This window comes from Thermosipho affectus (assembly GCF_001990485.1).
In the GTDB taxonomy this organism is placed as follows: Bacteria; Thermotogota; Thermotogae; order Thermotogales; family Fervidobacteriaceae; genus Thermosipho; species Thermosipho affectus.
Genome location: NZ_LBFC01000018.1, coordinates 109,039 through 131,808, shown reverse-complemented (window position 1 = coordinate 131,808; position 22,770 = coordinate 109,039). Strand labels below are relative to the sequence as shown.

Annotated in this window: 21 protein-coding genes and 1 riboswitch; of the genes, 13 read left to right on the top strand and 8 right to left on the bottom strand. The window is 30.8% G+C overall.

Annotated elements, in window-relative coordinates:
• Position 1: 1 nt before the first annotated feature.
• A complete protein-coding gene (locus tag XJ44_RS04945; protein ID WP_077198270.1) occupies positions 2–1,171 on the top strand; it encodes a glycosyltransferase family 4 protein in 1,170 nt (389 codons plus the stop codon).
• Here XJ44_RS04945 and XJ44_RS04940 read toward each other — a convergent pair whose 3' ends face one another.
• The 5 genes from XJ44_RS04940 to XJ44_RS04920 form a co-directional block, all read right to left on the bottom strand.
• Positions 1,172–2,317 carry a glycosyltransferase gene (locus XJ44_RS04940; protein WP_084758770.1) on the bottom strand — a complete coding sequence of 382 codons (1,146 nt, stop codon included), beginning with the start codon at positions 2,315–2,317 and terminating at the stop codon, positions 1,172–1,174.
• 14 nt (positions 2,318–2,331) lie between these two features.
• On the bottom strand, positions 2,332–3,420 hold the full coding sequence (locus XJ44_RS04935; protein WP_077198269.1) for a glycosyltransferase: 1,089 nt from the start codon (positions 3,418–3,420) through the stop codon (positions 2,332–2,334).
• A 12-nt stretch (positions 3,421–3,432) separates the two neighbouring features.
• Positions 3,433–4,878 (bottom strand): oligosaccharide flippase family protein, encoded by a 1,446-nt coding sequence (locus XJ44_RS04930; protein ID WP_077198268.1) that lies wholly within the window; start codon positions 4,876–4,878, stop codon positions 3,433–3,435.
• Complete coding sequence (locus XJ44_RS04925; protein ID WP_077198267.1) at positions 4,869–5,975, bottom strand: hypothetical protein; 1,107 nt, start codon at positions 5,973–5,975, stop codon at positions 4,869–4,871. Before XJ44_RS04925 ends, XJ44_RS04930 begins: the two co-directional genes overlap by 10 nt.
• Positions 5,976–6,085: 110 nt before the next feature.
• Positions 6,086–6,517, bottom strand: coding sequence for an LbetaH domain-containing protein (locus XJ44_RS04920; protein WP_077198266.1), 432 nt, complete (start codon positions 6,515–6,517; stop codon positions 6,086–6,088).
• Between the two features lie 150 nt (positions 6,518–6,667).
• On the opposite strand from XJ44_RS04920, the gene XJ44_RS04915 reads away from it, so the two are divergent.
• Positions 6,668–7,744, top strand: coding sequence for an NAD(P)H-dependent flavin oxidoreductase (locus XJ44_RS04915; RefSeq protein WP_077198265.1), 1,077 nt, complete (start codon positions 6,668–6,670; stop codon positions 7,742–7,744).
• Here the strand turns inward: XJ44_RS04915 and XJ44_RS04910 are convergent.
• Complete coding sequence (locus XJ44_RS04910; RefSeq protein ID WP_075665895.1) at positions 7,741–8,646, bottom strand: alpha/beta hydrolase; 906 nt, start codon at positions 8,644–8,646, stop codon at positions 7,741–7,743. The two genes, XJ44_RS04915 and XJ44_RS04910, sit on opposite strands and share 4 nt — an antisense overlap.
• A 155-nt stretch (positions 8,647–8,801) precedes the next feature.
• Positions 8,802–8,963 carry a multidrug transporter gene (locus XJ44_RS04905; RefSeq protein ID WP_075665894.1) on the bottom strand — a complete coding sequence of 54 codons (162 nt, stop codon included), beginning with the start codon at positions 8,961–8,963 and terminating at the stop codon, positions 8,802–8,804.
• A gap of 295 nt (positions 8,964–9,258) precedes the next feature.
• Between XJ44_RS04905 and XJ44_RS04900 the strand changes: the two genes are divergently transcribed.
• Together XJ44_RS04900 and XJ44_RS04895 are read left to right on the top strand one after the other, a co-directional pair.
• On the top strand, positions 9,259–11,430 hold the full coding sequence (locus XJ44_RS04900) for a heavy metal translocating P-type ATPase (RefSeq protein WP_077198264.1): 2,172 nt from the start codon (positions 9,259–9,261) through the stop codon (positions 11,428–11,430).
• 27 nt (positions 11,431–11,457) lie between these two features.
• A complete protein-coding gene (locus tag XJ44_RS04895; RefSeq protein ID WP_077198263.1) occupies positions 11,458–11,664 on the top strand; it encodes a heavy-metal-associated domain-containing protein in 207 nt (68 codons plus the stop codon).
• 25 nt (positions 11,665–11,689) lie between these two features.
• Here the strand turns inward: XJ44_RS04895 and glyA are convergent, their stop codons facing one another.
• Positions 11,690–12,964, bottom strand: a complete 1,275-nt coding sequence (gene glyA, locus XJ44_RS04890; RefSeq protein ID WP_077198262.1) for a serine hydroxymethyltransferase — start codon at positions 12,962–12,964, stop codon at positions 11,690–11,692.
• A gap of 371 nt (positions 12,965–13,335) precedes the next feature.
• Here glyA and XJ44_RS04885 point away from each other — a divergent pair, with 371 nt between their 5' ends.
• From XJ44_RS04885 to cobT, 9 genes are all read left to right on the top strand, one after another.
• Positions 13,336–13,746, top strand: a complete 411-nt coding sequence (locus XJ44_RS04885; RefSeq protein ID WP_077198402.1) for a type II secretion system protein — start codon at positions 13,336–13,338, stop codon at positions 13,744–13,746.
• Between the two features lie 175 nt (positions 13,747–13,921).
• Positions 13,922–14,929: an ROK family transcriptional regulator gene (locus XJ44_RS04880; RefSeq protein WP_077198261.1), complete on the top strand. Its 1,008-nt coding sequence runs from the start codon at positions 13,922–13,924 to the stop codon at positions 14,927–14,929.
• Positions 14,929–16,266 (top strand): glycoside hydrolase family 3 N-terminal domain-containing protein, encoded by a 1,338-nt coding sequence (locus XJ44_RS04875; protein WP_077198260.1) that lies wholly within the window; start codon positions 14,929–14,931, stop codon positions 16,264–16,266. Before XJ44_RS04880 ends, XJ44_RS04875 begins: the two co-directional genes overlap by 1 nt.
• Positions 16,263–17,471, top strand: coding sequence for an extracellular solute-binding protein (locus tag XJ44_RS04870; RefSeq protein ID WP_077198259.1), 1,209 nt, complete (start codon positions 16,263–16,265; stop codon positions 17,469–17,471). The genes XJ44_RS04875 and XJ44_RS04870 overlap by 4 nt, the downstream gene beginning before the upstream one ends.
• A 35-nt stretch (positions 17,472–17,506) precedes the next feature.
• Entirely contained in the window at positions 17,507–18,394 is an 888-nt protein-coding gene (locus tag XJ44_RS04865; RefSeq protein WP_084758769.1) for a carbohydrate ABC transporter permease, read from the top strand.
• The gene (locus XJ44_RS04860) at positions 18,391–19,563 is read left to right on the top strand and encodes a carbohydrate ABC transporter permease (protein WP_077198258.1); all 1,173 of its coding nucleotides are present in this window, start codon (positions 18,391–18,393) and stop codon (positions 19,561–19,563) included. Before XJ44_RS04865 ends, XJ44_RS04860 begins: the two co-directional genes overlap by 4 nt.
• The gene (locus XJ44_RS04855) at positions 19,560–20,459 is read left to right on the top strand and encodes an SIS domain-containing protein (protein WP_077198257.1); all 900 of its coding nucleotides are present in this window, start codon (positions 19,560–19,562) and stop codon (positions 20,457–20,459) included. The genes XJ44_RS04860 and XJ44_RS04855 overlap by 4 nt, the downstream gene beginning before the upstream one ends.
• Positions 20,460–20,469: 10 nt before the next feature.
• Positions 20,470–21,522, top strand: a complete 1,053-nt coding sequence (gene nagA / locus XJ44_RS04850) for an N-acetylglucosamine-6-phosphate deacetylase (protein WP_077198256.1) — start codon at positions 20,470–20,472, stop codon at positions 21,520–21,522.
• Positions 21,501–21,701, top strand: a riboswitch (cobalamin riboswitch). It overlaps the preceding gene by 22 nt.
• A 51-nt stretch (positions 21,702–21,752) precedes the next feature.
• On the top strand, positions 21,753–22,769 hold the full coding sequence (gene cobT / locus XJ44_RS04845; RefSeq protein ID WP_077198400.1) for a nicotinate-nucleotide--dimethylbenzimidazole phosphoribosyltransferase: 1,017 nt from the start codon (positions 21,753–21,755) through the stop codon (positions 22,767–22,769).
• The last annotated feature ends 1 nt before the right edge of the window (position 22,770 follow it).

Here is a 22,770-nt window from a genome sequence, read left to right as displayed (position 1 = left end):
TATGAAAAAAATATACATATTAACCAATTCATATCCAGAAAAATACGAAACATTCAATTCTCAGGAAATGGAATTTGCACTAAAAAACTTCGACAATATAAAAATTTTGAGTTTTTCAAAAACTAAAAACCATATCCAAAATGTAATTTATCTTAACATTTTCCAAGGAATTTTGGAATTTTTATTTCCCAAAAATAAATCTCGAAAAAAATATATTAAAAGCTTAAAATATGTTTTTGATAAGAATCCAAAAGAATTTCTAAGAAATCTATATTCCTACTTTATGGCATTAAGTATATTGAGAAATGTCAAATTAGAAAAATCTGAATTAATTTTTTCATATTGGCTTTCTAGAGCCACAATAATAGCATACTATATCAACATACTAAATGGAAATAACTTTATTTGCCAAGGACATGGTTCCGATATCTACATCTATCCCCCACAAAAAAAAATATTAGAAAAAGCAAAATTTATACTTACCGTTTCAAAAAAAAACAAGGAGTTTCTGATAAAAAAATACTCCCTAATTCCAGAAAAAGTTAAAGTTTTTAGATTAGGAGTTAGTATTAATTTTTATAATAAATTGGAAAATCAAAAAAAAACAAAGAAAAACTCAAATACAAAACAATTTTTGTCCATTTCCGGTTACATACCAGTAAAGGGAATTGATATATTACTCAAAGCAATATATAACCTCGTATACAAAAAGAATATTAAAAATGTGCGTTTTAAAATATTTGGCAGAGGAAAATATTATAGAAAATATTTAAAATCTATAAAAAAATACAAACTAGAAAAGTTTGTCGAGTTAAACCCATGGTTAACTAGGAACAAAATACCACGAGAGCTTTTAAATGCTGATTGTTTTATACTTCCAAGCAGAAGTGAAGGATTACCGGTTGCACTAATGGAAGCTTGTGCTGCATCTCTTCCTATAATAGCCACAGATGTTGGAGGGGTAAGTGAAATAGCTGTAGATAACTACAACGCCATCTTAGTTAAGAATTTAACACCAGAATCTTTAAGTATTGCTATTGAAACATTCTTAAATTTAAACCAAAATAAAATTAACAAAATGAAGAAAAAATCAAAAGAACTATACTTAAAACATTATATTCTTGAAAAAAATCTTGAAGAAAAATATAAATTTCTTCAAGAGTTTGTTTAACTATTTTATTTCTTTTAATAATTTTCCCATTTTATTATTCCAACTTAAATGTTCTTCAGCATATTTTCTCATAAACAGGCTATAGTTTTTACTTTTAATCCTTTCATAAAACTTTAATATTTCTTCTATCTCTATTGGGGTTTCGTCGGATGGAAATTTTAACATAAATTCAAATTCTTTATCAAAGTCTTCATCATATGACGAAATGATAAAAGGTATCCCCCTTGCACAATACTCTCTTACCTTCAAAACACTGGATTTTAAAAGTCCTATTCTATGTAATCCCAACGAACCTACTGCTACATCACTAATATCATACAAATTATCTAATTCATCCCCTGTTTTAAATCCATGAAATATAACGTATGAATTTAACTTTTTTTCTTCTGTTAATTTTTTTAAATTATTAAGTTCTTTTCCTTCTCCTACAACATGAAAGATAACTTTTATTCTCGGATCATTTTTGTAATATTCATAAAGACCGTTTATTACCCTATCATATCCATGCCATAATGAAACATTTGCTACACCTATTAAATGAAACTCGCCATCTTTTTTTATGTTCTTCTTCAGTTTATATTTTTTGACATCTATTCCATTTGTTATTTTAATTGTTCTCACTCCATATATTTTCTCAATATCGGCTGTAGTTACAACTAAATTTATATTTTTTCCAACAAATCTATTAAATATATTATCAATTACCAAATTAATCTTTGAAAGTTCTTTTTTGTAAGGATATGTAGGGACATCTAAAATAACAAATTTTGTTAATTTTTTTAATTGCTTTATAAACTTTATCGAAAGATAATTCCAAGGAAGAAGATTTCTAACGTATGCAAATTCAATTTTTTCACTTTCTACATATTTTATCAAAACATTAAAAATACGGTTCAACCTACGAACAAACTTTAATTTTCTTAAGATAATATTTTCTTCCCTTTTCAAAATATCTCTATAACTAAATTCATATATTTTTTTCATCTCTCCCTTATTTCTGATATACAAAGAATTATTTTTCACTATTAACTCATGAACATTAAAACCATTATTTTCGAAAGCTTCACATTGTTGCCTTATCTTCATAGAAGGTCCAATTGCTGAAGCATCATCTCTAATGTCAAGAGCTATAAATATTAACTCCATATCAACCCTCCATTTTATTTAGTAACAAAATTAACAAAATTTTCTTCTTTTTCTTTATCCCAAACATATAACTTTTTATACTTTTCTATATTTTTCAAAATAACCTCATAATTTTCATATGCATTAACTATTTTATCCACGGACTTTTCCACATTTTCCGGATTTATTATTACTCCTAAACCATGTTTTTCTACTTCCTTAGACATTGATATAAACCTCTCATTTACGATAACTGGTGTATTCGCCGCTATAGAGTCAAAAAATTTGTGAGGAAAAGAATACTGATAATTCTTTGTTTCACTCCCAAACGATTTGTATGAAATTAAAGAAAATGAAGCCATTGATAATTCTTTCATCATCTTTTCATAAGGTAAAAACGACGTATACTCATGTGGAATATCTTTAAAATATTCTGAATCCATACCTATAATTTTAAAACTAAAACCGAACGAAAATAGTTTCTTTATTATCTCTTTTTCAAATCTAATGTTTCTTGGTGTTTTACCAACAAATGCTATCTCTTTTGCTTTTTTTGATTTTAACAAAATATTAGCATAGTTTGGTACTATCAAATAGGGTTTTTTAACATCTGTTTTTTTAAACATGTCCAATTGCATTTCTTTAGATACAAAAATCAATTTATCAGACAAAAAAAATTGTTTTCTCAAAATATACCACATAAAATTCTCTTTTAAAGTTTTTTTTATCCCTTTGAAATTTTTAAGGTGATTTTCTGGATGATATTCATGTACATCATATACTACTGTCTTACCCTTCCTTTTTGCTATTTTAAAAGCCTTTAAAGGAAACATAACTAAAAAATAGTGAAGATATAATATATCATACTCTACATTTTTTATAAGGTTTATTATTTTTTTATCAAATTTAACTAAATTCTTGATATTTTCAAACCTTGTTCTTCGCCCAAGTGTATTTGAAATTTTCAAAGGAATATAAGTTATATTGTTCTTTCTATAACTTTCCTCTTTATTAGTTGAAAGATACTGATAAATAACTTCGTGTTTTCTTGATAATAATTCAACTGTTTTAAAAACTCTTTTATCATCTTTTACATGAGTATATCCTATAATAAAAATCTTCACTATTTTCACCTCTTATTTACTTGTCAGTTTTTTTAAAACATATACTATGTAATTCAAAACTTCATTATTTACCATATACGACAAAATAAAAAACGAAAGTACAAACGAAAAAAACATAAATAATAATCCTACAAAAACCCCACTAGAAGTAATATCATAAAGTACATATAAACTACCGCTTATCATCAAAGATACAATTATCGACTTAATCCAATTAAACCAAGGAAACGTTTCTGAAAACTTTATTTTTAATATATTTTTTATATTAATTAACTGTAAAATAACTAAAAATACCGTTGTTAAAACAGTTGCAATAACAGCACCAATTGGGCCAATTTTCATAATTAAAAATATGTCCATTGCAATGTTAAAAATCAACGAATAAATGGCATTAAATAAAAATATCCTACTATTTTTAGTTGCAACAAAAATGGATCCATATACGTATATTCTAAAATATAGTATAGTTTGATAAATTCTAAAATATGGAACAGATGCTAAATACTTTTCCGAAAAAATAAACAACACAAAAGGTTTAGCAAAAAATATTAATGAGCTAGCAAGAGAAACCATTATTGGAATCATTACGTTTCCCGCACGATTCCACAATGTTTTTATGCTTGAAATATTTTTTAAGTCATTTAATCTCTTTAATTCAGGTATCAAAACAGTAAAAAGTGAGGAAGTTAAAAGGGATGAAAAAGGAATCTCGTATGCTCCATTTGAAAAAATAGCGAAATTTACGTTATCGACAAAATAACCAACCACCAACTTATCAACATTCTTATTTAACATCCCTAAAATTGTTGAAAAACCTATAGGAATACCAAAAATCAGAATATCTTTAATTCTTTTTAAATTTGTATATTCAAACTTTATTTCTCCCCAAGTTGGGAGTATCAATAAAACAATATTTAAAACATACCTAAAAATAAAAAGCACAAAAATCATGTATATTGTATACTTGCCGTAAAACAATAAAAATAACAACCCAATAAACCAATAAACAGTAGGCGCAATGGTGTAAATTACCAAACTTTTTATTTTGTTTAAAGCAACCAATATATTTTCAGATGCAGAAGAAAAAATTCCCAACGAATAAATCAAAGCTACAATGAAAATATTTTTCCTAAAGAAGTCCACTTTAAAATTCATGTCAAACAACATTGCCAAAAACGGAGAAACTATTATTACCAAAATCGAAAGAAAAAATAACGTAAAATATAAATTTACCAAATATTCTTTCTTTCTTTTGTTAGACAAATAATACAAAGCTGAATTTGGAACTCCCAAAATCATAATACTAATAACTAGTTGACTAGAAAGCATAAGTTGCTTGTATATACCGTAATCTGACACAAACAACAATCGAGATAAAAGCATTATTGAAGCTATATCAAATACAGTTTTTATAACTTTCGAAATAAACAAAATAGAACTAGATTTTTTTACAGACACATATTCTCCTCCATATCTCTAAAATATAAATAATTAACCAGTGAATACCAAACATGTGCTTGCTGCCTAATATATACACTATCATCCAGTTTATTATATCTAAAGTCCCCATTTTGAAACAGTTGACTCTCAATTGTTTTCAATATTTCTTCTAACTTTATCGGAAGAGTGATACCAAAAGCCTCAAGTAAAGTATGAACTCGAAGGAATGCACCAAAACTCCAAGCCCTTGATAATCTAAATTTTTTCTTGAAAAAAATTCTAAACAAAAGATGTTTTAATTTTACATTAAATTCTACATTATCGAATAACCTGAAAAAATATGTTTCAATATAAGAATTAAACATGTATTTATCCATAAATTCCACGCCTTTAATCGCTGATTTCAAAACTTTTTCTTTCAAATCTCTTTTCAACCGCGATGCCGATAAAAGCAATCCTTCGCATGTATATGATTGGTGTAATAAATCAACTGTAGGATTATTTATTGAATACTTCCAAAATCCTTTTTTATTTTGTACCTTTATTAATCCCATTACAACACTGATTAAATTTTCTTTTTGCCTTTTCCAAAGATATTGCCCAGATTCTAACAATATACCACAGGCAAGGGAAGTAGCGTTATAAATATTTTCTTTTAACTTTGGAGAATAATAAAAGGCATTTTCTTTGATATTTTCATCGTAATAAAGTAATCCAAAAATCCAATTTATCGCTTTCTCTATAACATCTGAATATTTATACGAAAACTCACTATTCCACTTTGCTAAAGCCCGTAAAGAAAATACCGTCGTAATTAAAAATCCATCATTTTTTTCAGTCACTCCCCAATCATATGGTAATCCCCAACAAATTGTATTATCTTCTTTTATAGACAATGAAATTAATCTATCTATAAATTTTTCAGCTTTTTTCTTCCACTTATTATCTTTTTCTTTCTTAAAAAGATAATAATAACTCAATACGATCATTGCATATACTTCTGGATATTCTAACTTTTCTGACTTAAAATACTCGTCCTTTCCCAATACTGGTTCATTTTCATTTAATTTTTCCAGGTTCGTTATAACAAAATCAAGCATTTTGTTTCGTTTCACTTTATATCCCTTCCTTTATCAATACACTATCTATATAAGCTCATTTAATATGCAACAATATAGAAAATAACAAATAACCCTATTTCATATAAGTCTTTGTTACGCATATTTTAGTCTTTATTCATTCCTATCCAACATTTCTCACCAATTATCACATCTTTTCCAGGTAAATGTTTTTCTAAATTACATGGATTATGATTTCCCGTAATTATACCTACATTTGGAGCAATTAATGTACCTTTTCCTATTATTATTTTTCCATAACCAGCTTGAAAATAATTTCCAAATCTCTGGAAATTATTCAAATCGTTAACATCAAAAACTATATCCTCGGATCTATTTACAACTATTTGATGAGAAACTGGCCATGGAACATTTCTATTAAATCCCAATATTTTCTGAAACCAAACACTTCTCCAAGCCCAACTCCATCCCTTAACTGAATTTTCAAACCATCTTCCTCTTAAATATTTTTTATCAAAAAACATCGGCAATACAATTTTGGAAAATACTATAAACATCTTTTTTAACAATCTTCTCATAAGAATCCCTCCACTAAAAATTATACCATCATATTTTTTCATATGCATTTACGTATCCCAAAAAATATGATAGAATAAAGTAAAGTTTAATTACTTTAACTTTGTTATAGTATTCTAACATTCTGACTTTAAAAAAAGGGGGGAATATATATGAATAAAATTCCAACACTAAAAATAGGGGAACTTGAAGCAAAAATCCCAATTATACAAGGGGGGATGAGTGTAGGAATTTCCTTATCAGGACTAGCATCAGCTGTGGCAAACGAAGGTGGTATTGGTGTCATTGGAGCTGCCGGGATAGGTATGTTCGAAGAAGATTTTGACACAAACGAAAAGGAAGCAAATAAAAGAGCACTAAAAAAGGAAATAAGAAAAGCAAGAAAAATGACAAAGGGGATAATTGGTGTAAATATAATGGTTGCACTTTCAGATTTCAATGAATTATTGATAACCGCTATACAAGAAGGAATAGATATTGTATTCATGGGAGCAGGATTACCTTTAAACTTACCAAAATTATCCTTGGAGAAAATTAAAACAAAATTTGCACCTATAGTTTCTTCCGCAAGAGCAGCCAAAACAATTTTCAACTACTGGTCCAAACATTACAACCACATACCAGACGCACTAGTGGTGGAAGGACCACTTGCCGGAGGACATCTTGGTTTTAAAAAAGAACAAATAAATGATCCAAAATACTCTCTGGAAAAAATTCTTCCAGAAGTTATATCTACAATAAAACCTTTCGAACAAAAATTTAGAAAACAAATACCGGTAATTGCAGCTGGGGGAATTTACACGGGAAAAGATATTTATAAATTCATAAAAATGGGAGCAAGTGGAGTACAAATGGCTACAAGATTTGTCGCAACACACGAATGTGACGCCGATATAAAATTCAAAGAAGCTTACATAAAATGTAAAAAAGAAGATCTAATAATAATCGATAGTCCTGTTGGACTCCCAGGTAGAGCTATAAAAAGTGAGTTTCTTGAAAAAGTATCAAATGGATTCAAAAAACCAATAAAATGCTTGTGGAAATGTCTTAAAACCTGCGACTTTAGAAAAGCACCGTATTGCATTGCACATGCTTTAACAAACGCAAAAAAAGGAATATTAAGTGAAGGTTTTGCATTTGCCGGTGCTAATGCCTATAGAATAGAAAAAATAACATCTGTAAAAGAATTAATAGAATCACTTTTAAAAGAATATCAAGAGGCTTTTTAATTTTCAAAAAAACGCATTGTAAGTTTTAATATGCGTTTTCTAAATATATACGACGAAAGATGTCCACTTGGTAAGCTATGTATTTCTTTTTTTAAACTGCCAAAACTATTAAAAAGTTCAACAGTAGATTTTTTAGGAATAAACACATCAAAGAGCGCCTTAAACATTATAACCGGTGCTGTAACAAATTTCGCAAATACAATTGGATCATATTCATAACATGCAATGGGAGCTGAGTCTATTTCAATAGCAGGAGTTTTTAAATTTGAGATATATTCTAGAAATTCTTTGCCGTGATAATCTGCACATTTTTGCGGATTGCATTCTTTGTTTTGCTCGTATTGAACTCTTAAAACCTTTGTTACGAAACTTTTCCAAGTTATATAATAAAAATTTCCACCTGTTACACATAGCGAAAGTCCCTTAATGTCCCTATCAAAACTTGCGGCTATTGTAGAAACCATTCCACCAAAACTAAATCCCATGAGGTATATATCTCTACCATATACTTTCTTTAGATAATTTAGAGATGTTAATACATCTACAACTGCATGTTCAAAACGTGATCTAAGAGTTGGATTGTCCGTTGTTGAAAGAAATAACTGCCCACTTTTATAACCTTTAGGTGTTCTCTCAAAATGATAAGGTAAAACCATTAATGCGGAATTATATCCAAACTCTGAAAAATTCCTTGGAAACCACTTTAAATACTTTAAATTATTTGTTCCAAGCCCATGGATAAATAAAAGCACACCCTTTATTTTATTTTTCGATTCGTACAAGTATAAAGGTAATCTTGAAGATTCTTTATGTTCACATGGATAATTTGACTGTAATAGAACCTTACCTTTCTCTTTTTTAATCACATTTGGATTTACATCATATGAACTTACAAAATACATGTTTTTCCTCCAAACTTTATTATACCAACCCCGCTTTTTTCACTAAAAGTACTATATACACACTTGTCAAAAAACACAAACTACACTTGTGTATATTATTATTTGCGAAAAATTACACTATTTATACACATAAAAAAATTTTTTTATTAAAAAAATTAATTATCCCTATCTAAAATAGCACCTATAAGAAAGCCCGCTCCAATTCCAATCATAATTGATGCAACAAAATAATATGGTGAGTATTTAAGCAATATAAACCCCACACCAATACCTATTAAGGTTACTCCCTTTGCAACAATAGAACTTTTCTTTGACATTATATCACCTCAAAAATAAATTATTCCTGTATAAAATTATATCATTTACAATATACTTATTACAAATCTTACTTTCATTTCCATTCTTATTAAAAGTATGTCACACTTTTTTGTCAAACTCGAGTAAATCTTAAAAACTCCAAATATGTTAACAAAATAAATACACTATTATTTTATTTAGGATACAAACTCCATCCATTATCAATTGTATTACGCACCTTTTTATTTGACCAAAAAAAAAAATAAGTGTATAATATAAGTATACCCCCTACGGTGGGGTGTGGGAGGCGAGACTATGAAAAATGAAGAGAAAAAATCCTTTACAATAACGGGTATGACTTGTGCAAATTGTGCACGTACAATTGAAAAGGCACTTCTAAAATCAGAAGATGTAAAATTTGCGGCGGTAAACCTTGCAACAAACACGGCATTTGTTGTGGGAGAAAATTTAGATATAGAAAAGATTAAAAAAATAGTTGAAAGTGTTGGATATGGAATAACGGATAAATCACCAGAAGAAGTTGAAGAAAAAAGATACAAAAAAATAAAGAAAAACCTATTTATATCACTTTTACTCACTATCCCCCTATCCATATTGATGATAACAAATATGTTTTTCAGGGAAATTCCGTATTTCACGTTAATAGAAGTTATCTTTGGAGGTATAGTAACATTTTATGCTGGCAGAGATACTATAAAAGGCGCGTGGATTGCGCTTACGCATAAACATACCAACATGGACACTTTGATCTTTTTTGGTGCTACCACTGCATGGTTAACATCTATACTTTCACTTTTTGGACTTGAAATAGGTTCTTTTGGAGCCATTGGAAGTATGATCATATCCTTTCACTTACTTGGAAGATTTATAGAATCCTATTTAAGGGATAAAGCCACAAAAGAAATAAAAAGTCTTATAAAACTTCAAGCAAAAGAGGCAAGAGTAATTATTGAAGGCAAAGAACTCATGCTTCCAATAGAAGCAGTTAAAGAAAAAATGATTATCCTAGTAAAACCAGGTGAGAGAATTCCTGTTGACGGTGTAATAATTTCGGGAAAATCTGGTATTGACGAATCTATGATATCTGGAGAATCTATGCCGGCTAAAAAAGGAGAAAACGATGAAGTCATAGGTGGTTCTTTAAACCTTACAAGTCCCATAAAGATAAAAGCTACAAAAGTAGGAGAAGATTCATTTCTTTCTCAAATGATAAATCTCATTAAAGAAGCGCAAGGTGCAAAAGTTCCCATCCAAGCCCTTGCAGATAGAATAACAAATTGGTTTGTACCGGTAATTATCTCCCTTGCCATATTTAGTGGTATATTCTGGTATTTTGGTTTTGAAACATTTCACCCATTTATCGAAAAAGCAAGTAATTATCTTCCATGGATTTTAAACACCAACAACCCTGTTTCTTTTGCAATATTTGTATTTGTTGCAACAGTGGTAATTGCATGTCCATGTGCATTAGGACTTGCAACCCCTATGGCATTGATAACTGGAACGGGACTTTCAGCAAAAAGGGGACTTTTAATTAGAAATGCAGAAGCTATTCAAACGATGAAAGACGTAAAATTTGTATTAATGGATAAGACTGGAACAATAACTGAAGGTCATCCAAAAGTTATAGAACACAACTTGGATAAGGAAACCTTGAAAGTAATAGCATCCATTGAAAAAAACTCAAATCATCCCCTTGCAAAAGCAATATCTGAGCTCACCAATAACTACATCAAAATAGAAAAAATTGAAGAAATACCCGGTAAAGGTATCAAAGCCTTTGTAAATAACACAGAATATTTTGTGGGAAAACCACAAGATTATTCAAATTATTCAAAAATATTGGAAAAAGGATATACAGTTGTCGAAGTAAAAGTCAACACCAAAACACATGGATTTCTGGCAATTGTTGATCCAATAAGGCCTGATTCTCTTAACGCAGTTAAGATGTTGAAAAACATGGGAATTACACCTATCATGGTCACAGGAGATAACGAAAAAACAGCTGAGATTGTCGCAAAACAGGTGGGTATTGATAAAATTTATGCACAAGTTAAACCACAAGAAAAATTGGATATAATCAGAAAATACCAAGCAAAAGGTGGAAAAGTTTTAATGGTTGGAGATGGCATGAATGATGCCGCGGCACTAAAAGGTGCAGATGTAGGAATAGCAATAGGTACAGGTACGGATCTTGCAATTGATAACGCAGATATAATAATTACAAAAGAAGGAATTTCAAAGATAGTGGACGCAATAAAAATTTCACAGTTAACATTCAGTGTAATAAAACAAAACTTATTCTGGGCGTTTTTCTATAATATAATAGCAATACCAATGGCAATGATGGGGTTACTCCATCCCGCCATAGCAGAAGCTGCAATGGCATTTAGTTCTATAACTGTTATATTAAATTCCTCAAAAATCAACGAAAAAAGATACTCAAAATCATTAACTAAGAATTGATTTGTTGTAAATAAAGGAGGTGTTTTTATGGGAAAATACATTTTAAATGTACCAAATATGTCTTGTGAACACTGCGTAATGAGGATTTCAAAGGCTTTAGAAGAAATTAGTGAAGAAAATTTTAAAATTAACTTAGAAGAAAAAATCGTGGAAATTGAAACAAATAACCTTGAAAAGGTTAAAGAAAAACTTTCAGAAATTGATTATCCCATATCAGAAGTTAAAGAACTTTAAAAAACCCCATCCTTTGGATGGGGCCTTATAATTTTATCTTACCTTCGTACAATGGGAACCTTTTACACAAATCTTTTACATTATTTTGTACTTTTTCAACAATATCATCAGATACATTTCCTTCTTCATCTTTTACATTTTTCAAAACGGTAACTATTAGTTCTGCTATTTCCTCCATTTCCGCTTCCTTCATTCCCCTGGTAGTTAAAGCAGGTGTTCCAAGTCTTATACCACTTGCTACAAATGGGGATCTTGTTTCATTTGGAATAGTGTTTTTATTCACGGTTATATGACATTTTCCAAGTGCAATTTCCGCAGCTTTTCCCGTAACGTTAAGTGGGTTTAAATCCACTAACATTAAGTGGGTATCGGTTCCTCCTGAAACAATTCTAAGTCCTCTCTTTTCCAATTCTTCTGCTAATTTTTTTGCATTTTTTACAACTTGTTTCTGATACTCTTTAAACTCTTCTGTTAGTGCTTCTTTGAAACAAACAGCTTTTGCAGCAATAACGTGCATTAAAGGTCCGCCTTGAATTCCAGGGAATATAGATTTATTTATCGCTTTATAAATTTCTTTATCATTTGTTAAAATCATTCCACCTCTTGGACCTCTCAAAGTTTTGTGAGTAGTACTTGTAACTATATGTGCATATTCTGCTGGATTTGGGTATAGTCCCGCTGCAACCAACCCTGCAAAGTGTGCCATATCAACAATTAAATATGCCCCGATTTCATCTGCAATTTCCCTAAATTTCTTAAAATCTATTATCCTTGAATACGCACTCCCACCTGCTATAATGATTTTTGGCTTATGCTTAATTGCCAAATCTCTTACCATATCGTAATTTATAACTTCCGTTTCTGGATCAACACCGTACGGAACAACGTTGTATATTCTACCTGAAAAATTAACGGATGCACCGTGGGTAAGGTGTCCTCCATGACTTAGAGACATTCCCATAATCGTATCTTTAGGTTCTGAAACTGCAAAGTAAGCACCCATATTAGCTTGTGATCCAGAATGCGGTTGGACATTTGCATATTTTACATTAAAAAGTTCTTTTGCCCTATCCCTTGCTAGCTTTTCCGCAACATCCACCCACTCACAACCACCATAATACCTTCTACCTGGATATCCCTCTGCATATTTATTCGTTAACACACTACCCATTGCTTCAATAACTGCAAGTGATGTAAAATTCTCAGAAGCAATAAGTTCAAGACCATACTCTTGTCTCTCCCATTCATTTAAAATAACATCATATATTTCTGGATCCACTTTCTTTACATTTTCCCACACAAGCATCCCTCCCACTCTTTTTACTCCAGTTATATTCTAACATCTATATAGCTTAATAAAAACCTCAAAAATCACATTTATTCCCAATTTAAAACAATTTCCACCTCAAAACTTATCCTTTTTCCATTTTTGTTAGCATTTAAAATTAATATAAAAATCAATCAAAATTCTAAACAAATATACTATTTTTTCAAAATAATATTATTACACTTATGCACAAAAAGCGTATAAAATAATTGATAAACACTTATTTTATTATAAATTTTAAAAACACAAAAACTCGTTATTAACACAAAATAAAACTTGAAGAAATGATAATTGTTTGGTATAATAAAATAGCAAAACCAAATTTAGGAGGGATAGGTATGAAGATGAAAAAAGGATTTACACTTGTAGAACTTTTAATAGTTCTGGCAGTTATAGCTGCATTACTATCCGTTGCAACACCACTTGCACTCAACGCTGTAAAATCAGCAAAAGCAAGTCAAGTAGCTCAAAATTTCAAAGCTATCAAATCTGCTGTTGAAAATTGGTTTAACACAGAAACACCTAATGATACCGATATTTCAGGGTTAACTTTAGAAAAACTAAAAGACGCAGGTTATTTAAGCAATGTTCCGGGTAGTTTTAGTTTAACTGCTCCAAATAGCGGAACCAATGGAGTTTATAATTTTACGATCGAATATACCGGCGGAGATGTAGAGGCTGCTAAAGTTCAAAAGAATTTACCAGAAGTTTCTGATGATCTAAAGTTAAAATTCGAGCTTCAAAAATGGTGGTAATAAGAAATTCCCCTCTTTTGAGGGGAATTTTTTTACAAATCTTTGTTTTTAAAAGATTTTTTTCATTTTTCCTTTTTAATTGAATATATTTTGCCCATTTTATCTTTTGAATTATTTTTTATTTTTTATATAATTTAGTTAGTTGATTGAAACAACCAACTAATAGGAGGGAAGTATGGTTACAAAATCGCTGAAAAAAATTATTGAATTTTCTTGGAAGGAAAAAGTTGTTACCGCAAAAATACTTTCTGAAAAGTTAAACCTTGAAAAATCAACTGTTTCGAGAAATATTTCAAAATTAAGAGACTTAAACATTTTAGTAAAGACAAAGGAATTACCCGCATCCTCACAAGGTGGGCGAAAGACCGTAGTATATTCCTTTAATAAAGACTTATCATATATACTTGGCATATCCATTGAGCAAGATGGGATTGAGTACATTAAAACAAATCTTTTTTCAGAAATAATATTTAAAAAGAAAATATCAAAAAAAATATCCTCTGAAAATATAATAGATGAGATAAATAAAATCATCTTAAAAAATGAAGAGATAATCGCTATTGGAATTTCAATACCAGGTATTGTTAAAAATAACACTGTAGTATATTCTGAAGCATTAAATATTAAAAACTTAAATTTCAACAATCACTTTTCAATTCCTATCTTTGTGGAAAAAGACGCCATATGCGGTGCTTTAAAATATTCCTTGTTAAAAAGCTCTATACTATATTTTCAACTATCAGTTCCATATTTTATAAACGAACCTGTTGGGTTTGGTGTAGGTATTATTCTTAATGGATTACCTGTGTATGGAACAAATCATCTATCAGGTGAATACAAGATAAATAAAACACTTACTGATCAAAGGCTTTCTTTCTCAAAGTTTACCATAATCGACATTAAGGATTCTTTAAAATTTATTTCAAAAAAAATAGCATTTTTAACAAGTATTTTTGATCCAGAGCTAGTCGTTATTGGCGGGAACATAACCTTACATCCTCAAATAAAAATACTTAAAAATTTTATTAAAGAGGAAATATACCTTGAAAACAAAAGACAGCTCGATGTATTAATTGAAAAAGGAAAGAAATTTGTAAATGCAGAAGGTGTTGCAATAAAAACTCTAAAAAACATCTTTTCAACAGATGATGGAATAAAATATTTTTTAAAGAAGGTGACCTAATGGATAAATTTGGCAATTTATTTTTTATTGGTTTTCAAAATAATTTTAACCAAAACATTATTGAAAAAATAAATCCATGTGGAGTAATCTTATACCCCGAAAATATGAAAGATATTTATACACTTCAAATAAATATAGAAAGAATTTATTCACTATTTGAAAAAGGGTATAGTTTTTTTATCTCTTCTGATCACGAAGGTGGACAGCTTGAAACTGTACCAAACATATTTCCTTCTCCAGGAAATATGGCACTTGGAAAGACAAATCACTCATACAATTATGGAAAATACCTGGGAAATATGTTGAAGTTGCATGGATTTAACATGGTATTCGCACCAGTTATAGATGTAAAATATAATGTATCAAGTCACGTGACAGGTTTTAGGACGTTTTCAGATAAACACGAAATTGTGGAAAAATCGGCAAAAGAATTTATCAAAGGTCTTCTTGAAAACAACATAGCACCTACCTTAAAACACTTCCCTGGCCATGGTAAAGCAAGATCAGATTCACATTACACCCTTCCTATAGTAGAAAACTTTGAAAAATACGACAAAGATATGATGCTCTTTAAAAACCTTTCTCCAAATGTAGATTTTATAATGACTGCGCACGTACTTTATCCAAAAATAGACAATGAAAATATAGCAACTCTTTCAAAAAAATTAATCACCGATATCTTAAAAAAAGAATTTGAGTACAAAGGATTGGTAATTTCAGACGCATTTGAAATGAAAGCATTGTACAAGAATCATACACCAAAAGAAGTAATAAAAAAATTCTTTGAAGCAGGAGGAGATGTTATTTTAATAGGAGATTTTGAAAATTATTCATACTTTTACGATACATTCATTTCAATGGTTAAAACAGAAGAATTAGACAAAGAACTTTTAAACGAAAAAATCAAAAAGATCGAAAAGATAAAGGAAAAATACGTTGAAAAAACCTATCCCACCAAATTTCTATCACATGCTGCAAAAGAAGCAATAACTTTTAACGTAAAGCTCCCTATAGAAAATCCCGTATTCTTAATACCATTTCCAAAAAACTTGAGTCTTGCAGACACATCCAAAAACGATTTAAAGCATTTAAGAAAGCTAATTTTAGATGAATTTCCAAATGCAAAAATATACAAAGAAAGTAACAATATTTCATCAGAAGATACAGTAGTGTACTTTGTATTGGATAAAGTAGAAAGGCTAAACGCAAAAAGGGTAATATACGTATTTTTGAGAAATAAAATAAAAAACATCAATGAATACATCTCTTTAAACTCTTCAAAATTAATCTCTATATACCATGCTCTTAAACTTTTAAAAGGGGAGGGATTATTATGAAAAAGCTTTTTGTCATCTTTTTTGCTTTGATCGTTGTATTTAGTTTTGCAAAAACCAAGCTTACATTTTGGGGATTTATGATGAACGATGAACATGCAAAGATGATTTTGAACAAATTCATGGAGGAAAACCCAGATATTGAAGTAGAATACGTACAACTTTCTTGGGCAAATGGTTTTGACAAAATAGTTACAGCAATTGCAGGAGGAGAATCACTAGATGTAGTAGAATTGGGAAACACTTGGGTTGCAAACTTTGCAGAAAGAAATGCACTTGAAAACATGGATTTATTCTTCAATCAATATGGAAAAAACTACGTAGGTTGGGATACGGTAAAATACCACGGAAAATACTGGGCAGTTCCTTGGCTCCTTGGAACAAGGGCACTCTTTTACAACATGGAACTTTTTGAAAAAGCAGGTTTAAATCCAGATATTCCACCTGAAACTTGGGAAGACCTATACAGAGCAGCCGAAAAAATTGATGCACTAGGCGATGAAATATACGGATTTGGTATGCCTGCAGGCGAAAGCTACAGTCCATGGCAACAATGGTTCTTACCTGCAGTATGGGGAACTGGAGGAGATATAATCTCCGAAGATGGAAAAAGGGCGCTTTTAACCTCGTGTAAAGTAAAAGAAACAGCACAATTTTACAAAGCACTTTCCAAATATTCTCTTAAGACAAAACAAGCAGATCTTGCCAAAGCATTCGGAGAAGGAAAGATTGGTATGTACGTAAGTGGCGCATGGGATATTGACTACCTTGAAACAAATTATCCTGAAACACCTTTTAACGTTGTATTTATACCAAAGCCCGCCTCATGGTACGGTACACATGCATCCTTTGCAGGAGCAGAAGTTCTTGCAATAATGAAACACTCAAAGAATAAAGAAGCCGCACAAAAATTGGTAAAATTTTTAATTAGACCTGATATTGCCATGGAAGTTGCCATGATTTGGCCAGCAATATTCCCATCACATGTTGAAGCGGGAAAAGATCCATGGTTTAACGATCATCCTATGCATAAGGTTTTCTACGAGCAAAACACATACGCAAAACCTGTACCTTCTATTCCAGCATGGCCAAAAGTTCAAGCAGTATTAACAGAGGCAATTGAAAAAATGATACTAGAAAATACAGATATTGATTCTACACTCTTTGAGTATAACCTAAAGATTCAAAAAATATTAGATGGTGAATAAAAAATTCCCCTGCCTCAATGGCAGGGGATTCTGGGGTGGTTGGTTTGAAGAAAAAAGCAAAATACAAAATTGAAACGTTCTTTTTATTATCTCCTTTTTTAATATTATTTGCAATATTTGGGTTATTTCCCATATTACACTCTTTCTTCATGAGTTTTACAAATTATTCCGCTTTAAGTTCGGATTTTGATTTTGTTGGTCTAAAAAATTACATTCGCGCTTTTCACGATGAAATATTCTTAAAAGCCCTTAAGAATACCGTTATATTTGTAGTTGGTACAATTCCATTTACAACAACATTCTCGTTATTACTTGCAGTTTTAATAAACAGTAAATTTCTACCTTTAAAAGATTTATTTAAAGCAGGATTTTTCCTTCCATCTGTAATTTCCATGGTAGTTATATCAACTATATGGATGTACCTTTATAGTGCTGATGGCTTTTTCAATAAAATGCTTGAATTATTTGGAAGTTCTCCCATTCCCACAAGCTGGCTTGCACACACCAAAACAGCACTTTTATCTATAATGATCATGGATATTTGGGCGGCTATTGGATATTATACCATACTATTTCTTGCAGGTCTTCAAAGTATTCCCGAGCAGTTATACGAAGCAGCAGAAATAGACGGTGCAAGTAAAAGCAAAATGTTTTTTAAAATAACGCTCCCACTTTTAAAGCCCACTTTATACTTTGTCATAGCGTTAAATACTATACGTTCCTTTCAAATCTTCTCGGAAATATTCACAATGACTGGGGGAGGCCCGATGAATGCCACACAAACAATAGTACATTATCTCTACATAGTGGGATTTAGAAACTTTGAAATGGGGTATGCATCTGCAATAGCATATATCTTAGTGCTTATAATACTTACTATTACTCTAATACAAGGTAGATTACTCAGGAGTGAAAACATATGAAAAAAGTTATACTTCTTACAACAATGTTTGTACTTTTGTTTATTTCTTTATTTCCCATGCTATCAATGTTCTACACTGCAGTTATACCTAGTGGCAACCTTACAAAGATAATAAAAGAAAGGTATATAAACGATTTTGAGATAAAATACAAAAGTTATTTAAGGAGAAAATTAAACGGTCAATTCACATTAGTTAATGACTCACCTCAAAGTACAAAATCAATATTAACAAATGGAACAATAGTTCTATTAACAAATAAACTCGACATGCGCGTTGCAAAACAACTAGAATTCTGGGCAAAAGGAAGGGAAAATTTTTCCATAGAAATATTCGATGCTTTTGGAAAAAGTATAAGAAAAGAATTTTCCGGAAGTAAAGATTGGAAAAAGTATATTTTAACTAACTTTGGTGAAATTAACTTAAAATACGTATCTAAAATAGTTTTTCATTTTTCGGACAAACATTACCTTGATGATGTAAAACTCATTTACAAATTTCCAACATTACTGAATTTTGTAAATGTATTAAAAGAAGATATGTTTACAAGATACATATTAAATAGTCTTATTGTCTCAACAGTTGTAGTAATAGGAAATATTATATTTTCAACAATGGTTGCATACGCTTTTGCAAGGAGAAACTTTTTTGGAAAAAATTTACTTTTTTCAATAATTTTAATGACAATGATGATACCACCACAAATTACAATAATCCCCATATTCATACTCATGAAAAATATCGGATGGATAGATACATATTTTGCACTCACTGTACCTATGCTTGTTACACCATTTAGCGTGTTTTTATTAAAACAATACATAGAACAACTACCAATTGAACTTGAACAAGCTGCATACGTAGATGGAGCAAATACATTTCAAATACTTTTCAAAATAGTATTTCCCCTATCAAAACCTGCAATTGCAGTAATGGCTATTAACACATTTATTTCAAGTTGGAACGCACTTTTCTATCCACTAGTTATGACAAACTCTCGCGAAATGAGAACCGTTCAAGTAGGTCTTGCGCTGTATCAAAAACTAAACCAAATAGATTGGCCAAGACTTATGGCTGCTTCTTCCATAATCGGAATACCAGTTATAATCATCTTTTTAGCTTTTCAAAAACATATAATCTCTGGTATCACAAAGGGGGCTCTAAAGGGATGAATTACACATATAATGAAATAATGCGCACACCTGAACTTTTGAAAAAAATAGAAAATTATTCTATCGAATTTTCAAGCAACAAAAAATACGTATTTGTAGGCTGTGGTTCGTCGTATAATCTTGCCTTTACCGCCTCAAAAATACTCAAAGTTAATTCGGAAACTCTAACTGGTGGTAAAATTCTCGCGTTGGATTACACACCAAAATGCGATATTGGAATATTTATCTCTCGAACAGGAGAGTCAACAGAAACAGTACTTTCTGCAGAAAAGTTTAAGAAAAACGGCATACTTACAATAGGTATAACTTGCGAAAAAAATTCCTCACTTGAAAAAGTATGTGATCAAACTTTTACTTTTGATTTTCTTCACGAGGAAAGTATAGTAATGACTGGATCATTTACGGCTATTTTATATTTTTTGATAAAAAATGGAGAAATCTCAAACATGGCAAAGAAAATAATCGAGAAAAGTAACGATTATCTTGAAAAAATAGATTTAAAAAAATACAATCATTTTGTATTTCTAGGCTTTGACGAAGAATATGGTATATCAAAAGAGGGGGCATTAAAAATACAAGAGATGGCAAAACAATTTGTAGAATTTCACGAACCCTTAGAATATAGACATGGACCTATTTCCAAATTAACCGACAAAACATTAGTGATCATTAATTCAAAAGACACAAAATACGAACACACATTAAAGAAAGATTTGGAAAAATACACCAAAGTTATATATTTGGGAAAAGATGGAGATATAGATATTAAATACAATAGCGGATTTGAAACTCCGTTGAGGGTTATTTTCTTACAAATACTAGCCTACAAAAAGGCTATATCAGAGGGGTTAAATCCAGATAGACCTGAAAATTTATCGAAAAGTGTGAAAATATAGGAGGTATTATATGATAATAGAAAAAGCACTCATAGTTGATCCAATTGAAGGAGAATTTACAGGAGATATAGAATTTGATAAAAAGATAATAAATGTAAAAAAATACGACTGTACTCCCAAACTTTTATTAATGCCAGGATTTGTGGATACACACACCCACGGATATATGGGAATAGATTGTATGACTGCAACAGATAAAGATTTTAACATTTGGGGGAATAAGGTTCTATCTAACGGTGTTACATATCTTTTTCCCACTACCGTTTCTCATTCTTTTGAAGTACTAAATAATGTAACACAAAATTTTTCAAATGCCACGCACTCTTCCCTTATGGGATTGCACTTTGAAGGCCCTTTTTTAAATAAAAAGAAAGCGGGAGCTCAAAACAAAGCATATATACAATCATTTAACGATGCACTTCCACAACTTAAAAATGTAAAAATTTTAAGTTTTGCACCAGAACTTCCCAATTCAAAGGATCTACTGGAAAAATTAAGAAAAAACAATATTGTTCCTTCAATTGGACATTCAAATGCAAATTACAAGATTTTTAAAGAGTTCTTTGACCTTGATGTTAAAAGAATTACACACTTTCCCAATGCCCTATCTACGTTACATCACAGAGAAGTTGGCATTGTAGGTGGTGTTTTTTTACACAAACCGTACGTTGAGATAATTGCAGATTTTGTACATTCATCTCCTGAATTTTTAAAATTAGTATACCAAACACTAGGTGCAAAAAAAATTATCCTTATTACAGATAGTATATCAGCCACAGGACTTGGCGATGGTATTTACACACTGGGAAATCTTCTTGTAAAGGTAAAAGATAATATAGCAAGGCTTGAAGATGGAACCCTTGCAGGAAGCACACTAAAATTCATAGATGGGCTCAAAAATTTCAAAAAGGCCACCAATTGCTCTCTAAAAGAACTCTCATGGGTATCTTCTTTTAACGCACTTAAAAATTTAAAAATAGACACAGGACGGATCAAAATAGGATATGATGCTAAGTTTGTGTTACTAAATCAAGACCTAAATATTATAGATACTGTGGTATAATTTTAGAGAAAATTTATACTAAAAACATCCAAGAAAAGGGAACACCGGTGAAAATCCGGGGCTGCCCAGCAACCGTAACCGGGGACGAAATCTGCAAATACCACTGGGGGAAACCTGGGAAGGTGCAGAAAGTAGGATGATCCGGGAGCCGGGAAACCTATCTTGGATGTATAAATTCCACAAAAGCTCAGGGCTTTTTGTGGAAGTTTTTGTTTATAGGAGGGGATAAAATGACACTTAGAGAGAAAGTTATCAACAGACTAAACAACCTTACAAAGCCTGTAGGAAGTCTTGGATACTTAGAAGAAATAGCATTAAAAATTTCTCTTATCCAAGAAAAAGAACTTCCAGAACTTTTTAACGACAAAAGGGTTTACGTATTTGCAGGAGATCATGGAGTGGTAGAAGAGAAAGTTTCGGCATATCCAAAAGAAGTAACCTTTCAAATGGTCTTTAACTTCTTAAACCAAGGAGCGGCAATTAACGTTTTTTCAAAACACGTGGGGGCAAAAGTCTATGTTGTTGATGCAGGAGTTGACTATGATTTTGATCAACATCCATCTTTAATAGTAAAGAAAGTGGGATATGGTACAAAAAATTTCACAAAAGGTCCTGCTATGTCAAAAGATGATGCGTTAAAATCCGTAGAGTATGGACAAAAAATTGCAAAAGATGCAATTAATGAAGGTGCAGACTTACTGGCTATAGGTGATATGGGAATAGGAAACACTACCACTGCAACTGCAATTGCAGCTGCTTTTGGATTTAATCTAGATGAAATACTAGATATAGGTACTCCTATAGACAACGAAAAACTAAAAAGAAAAAAACAAGTTGTGGAAAAGGCGATAAAAGTAAACAATCCCAATCCATCAGATTCCATAGACGTCCTTTCAAAAGTGGGGAGCTATTGCATAGGAGAAATGGCAGGATTTATACTCCAAGCAGTTGAAGAAAAAATACCAGTAGTTATAGATGGTTTTCCCACTACAGCGGGATTTCTCATAGCATATCATATAGATAAAAAGGTAAAAGATTACGTCCTCTTTGGTCATAAGTCCAAAGTAAAAGGACATAAAGTAATACTAGATTCAATAAACGAAAGACCTATTTTAGATTTAGATATGCGTCTTGGAGAAGGTACAGGTGCGGTACTTTCTATGTACCTGATCGAAGCTGCGATAAAAATGATAAGGGAAATGGCTACATTCGAATCTGCAAATGTTTCAAAAGGAAGCGATCAATAAA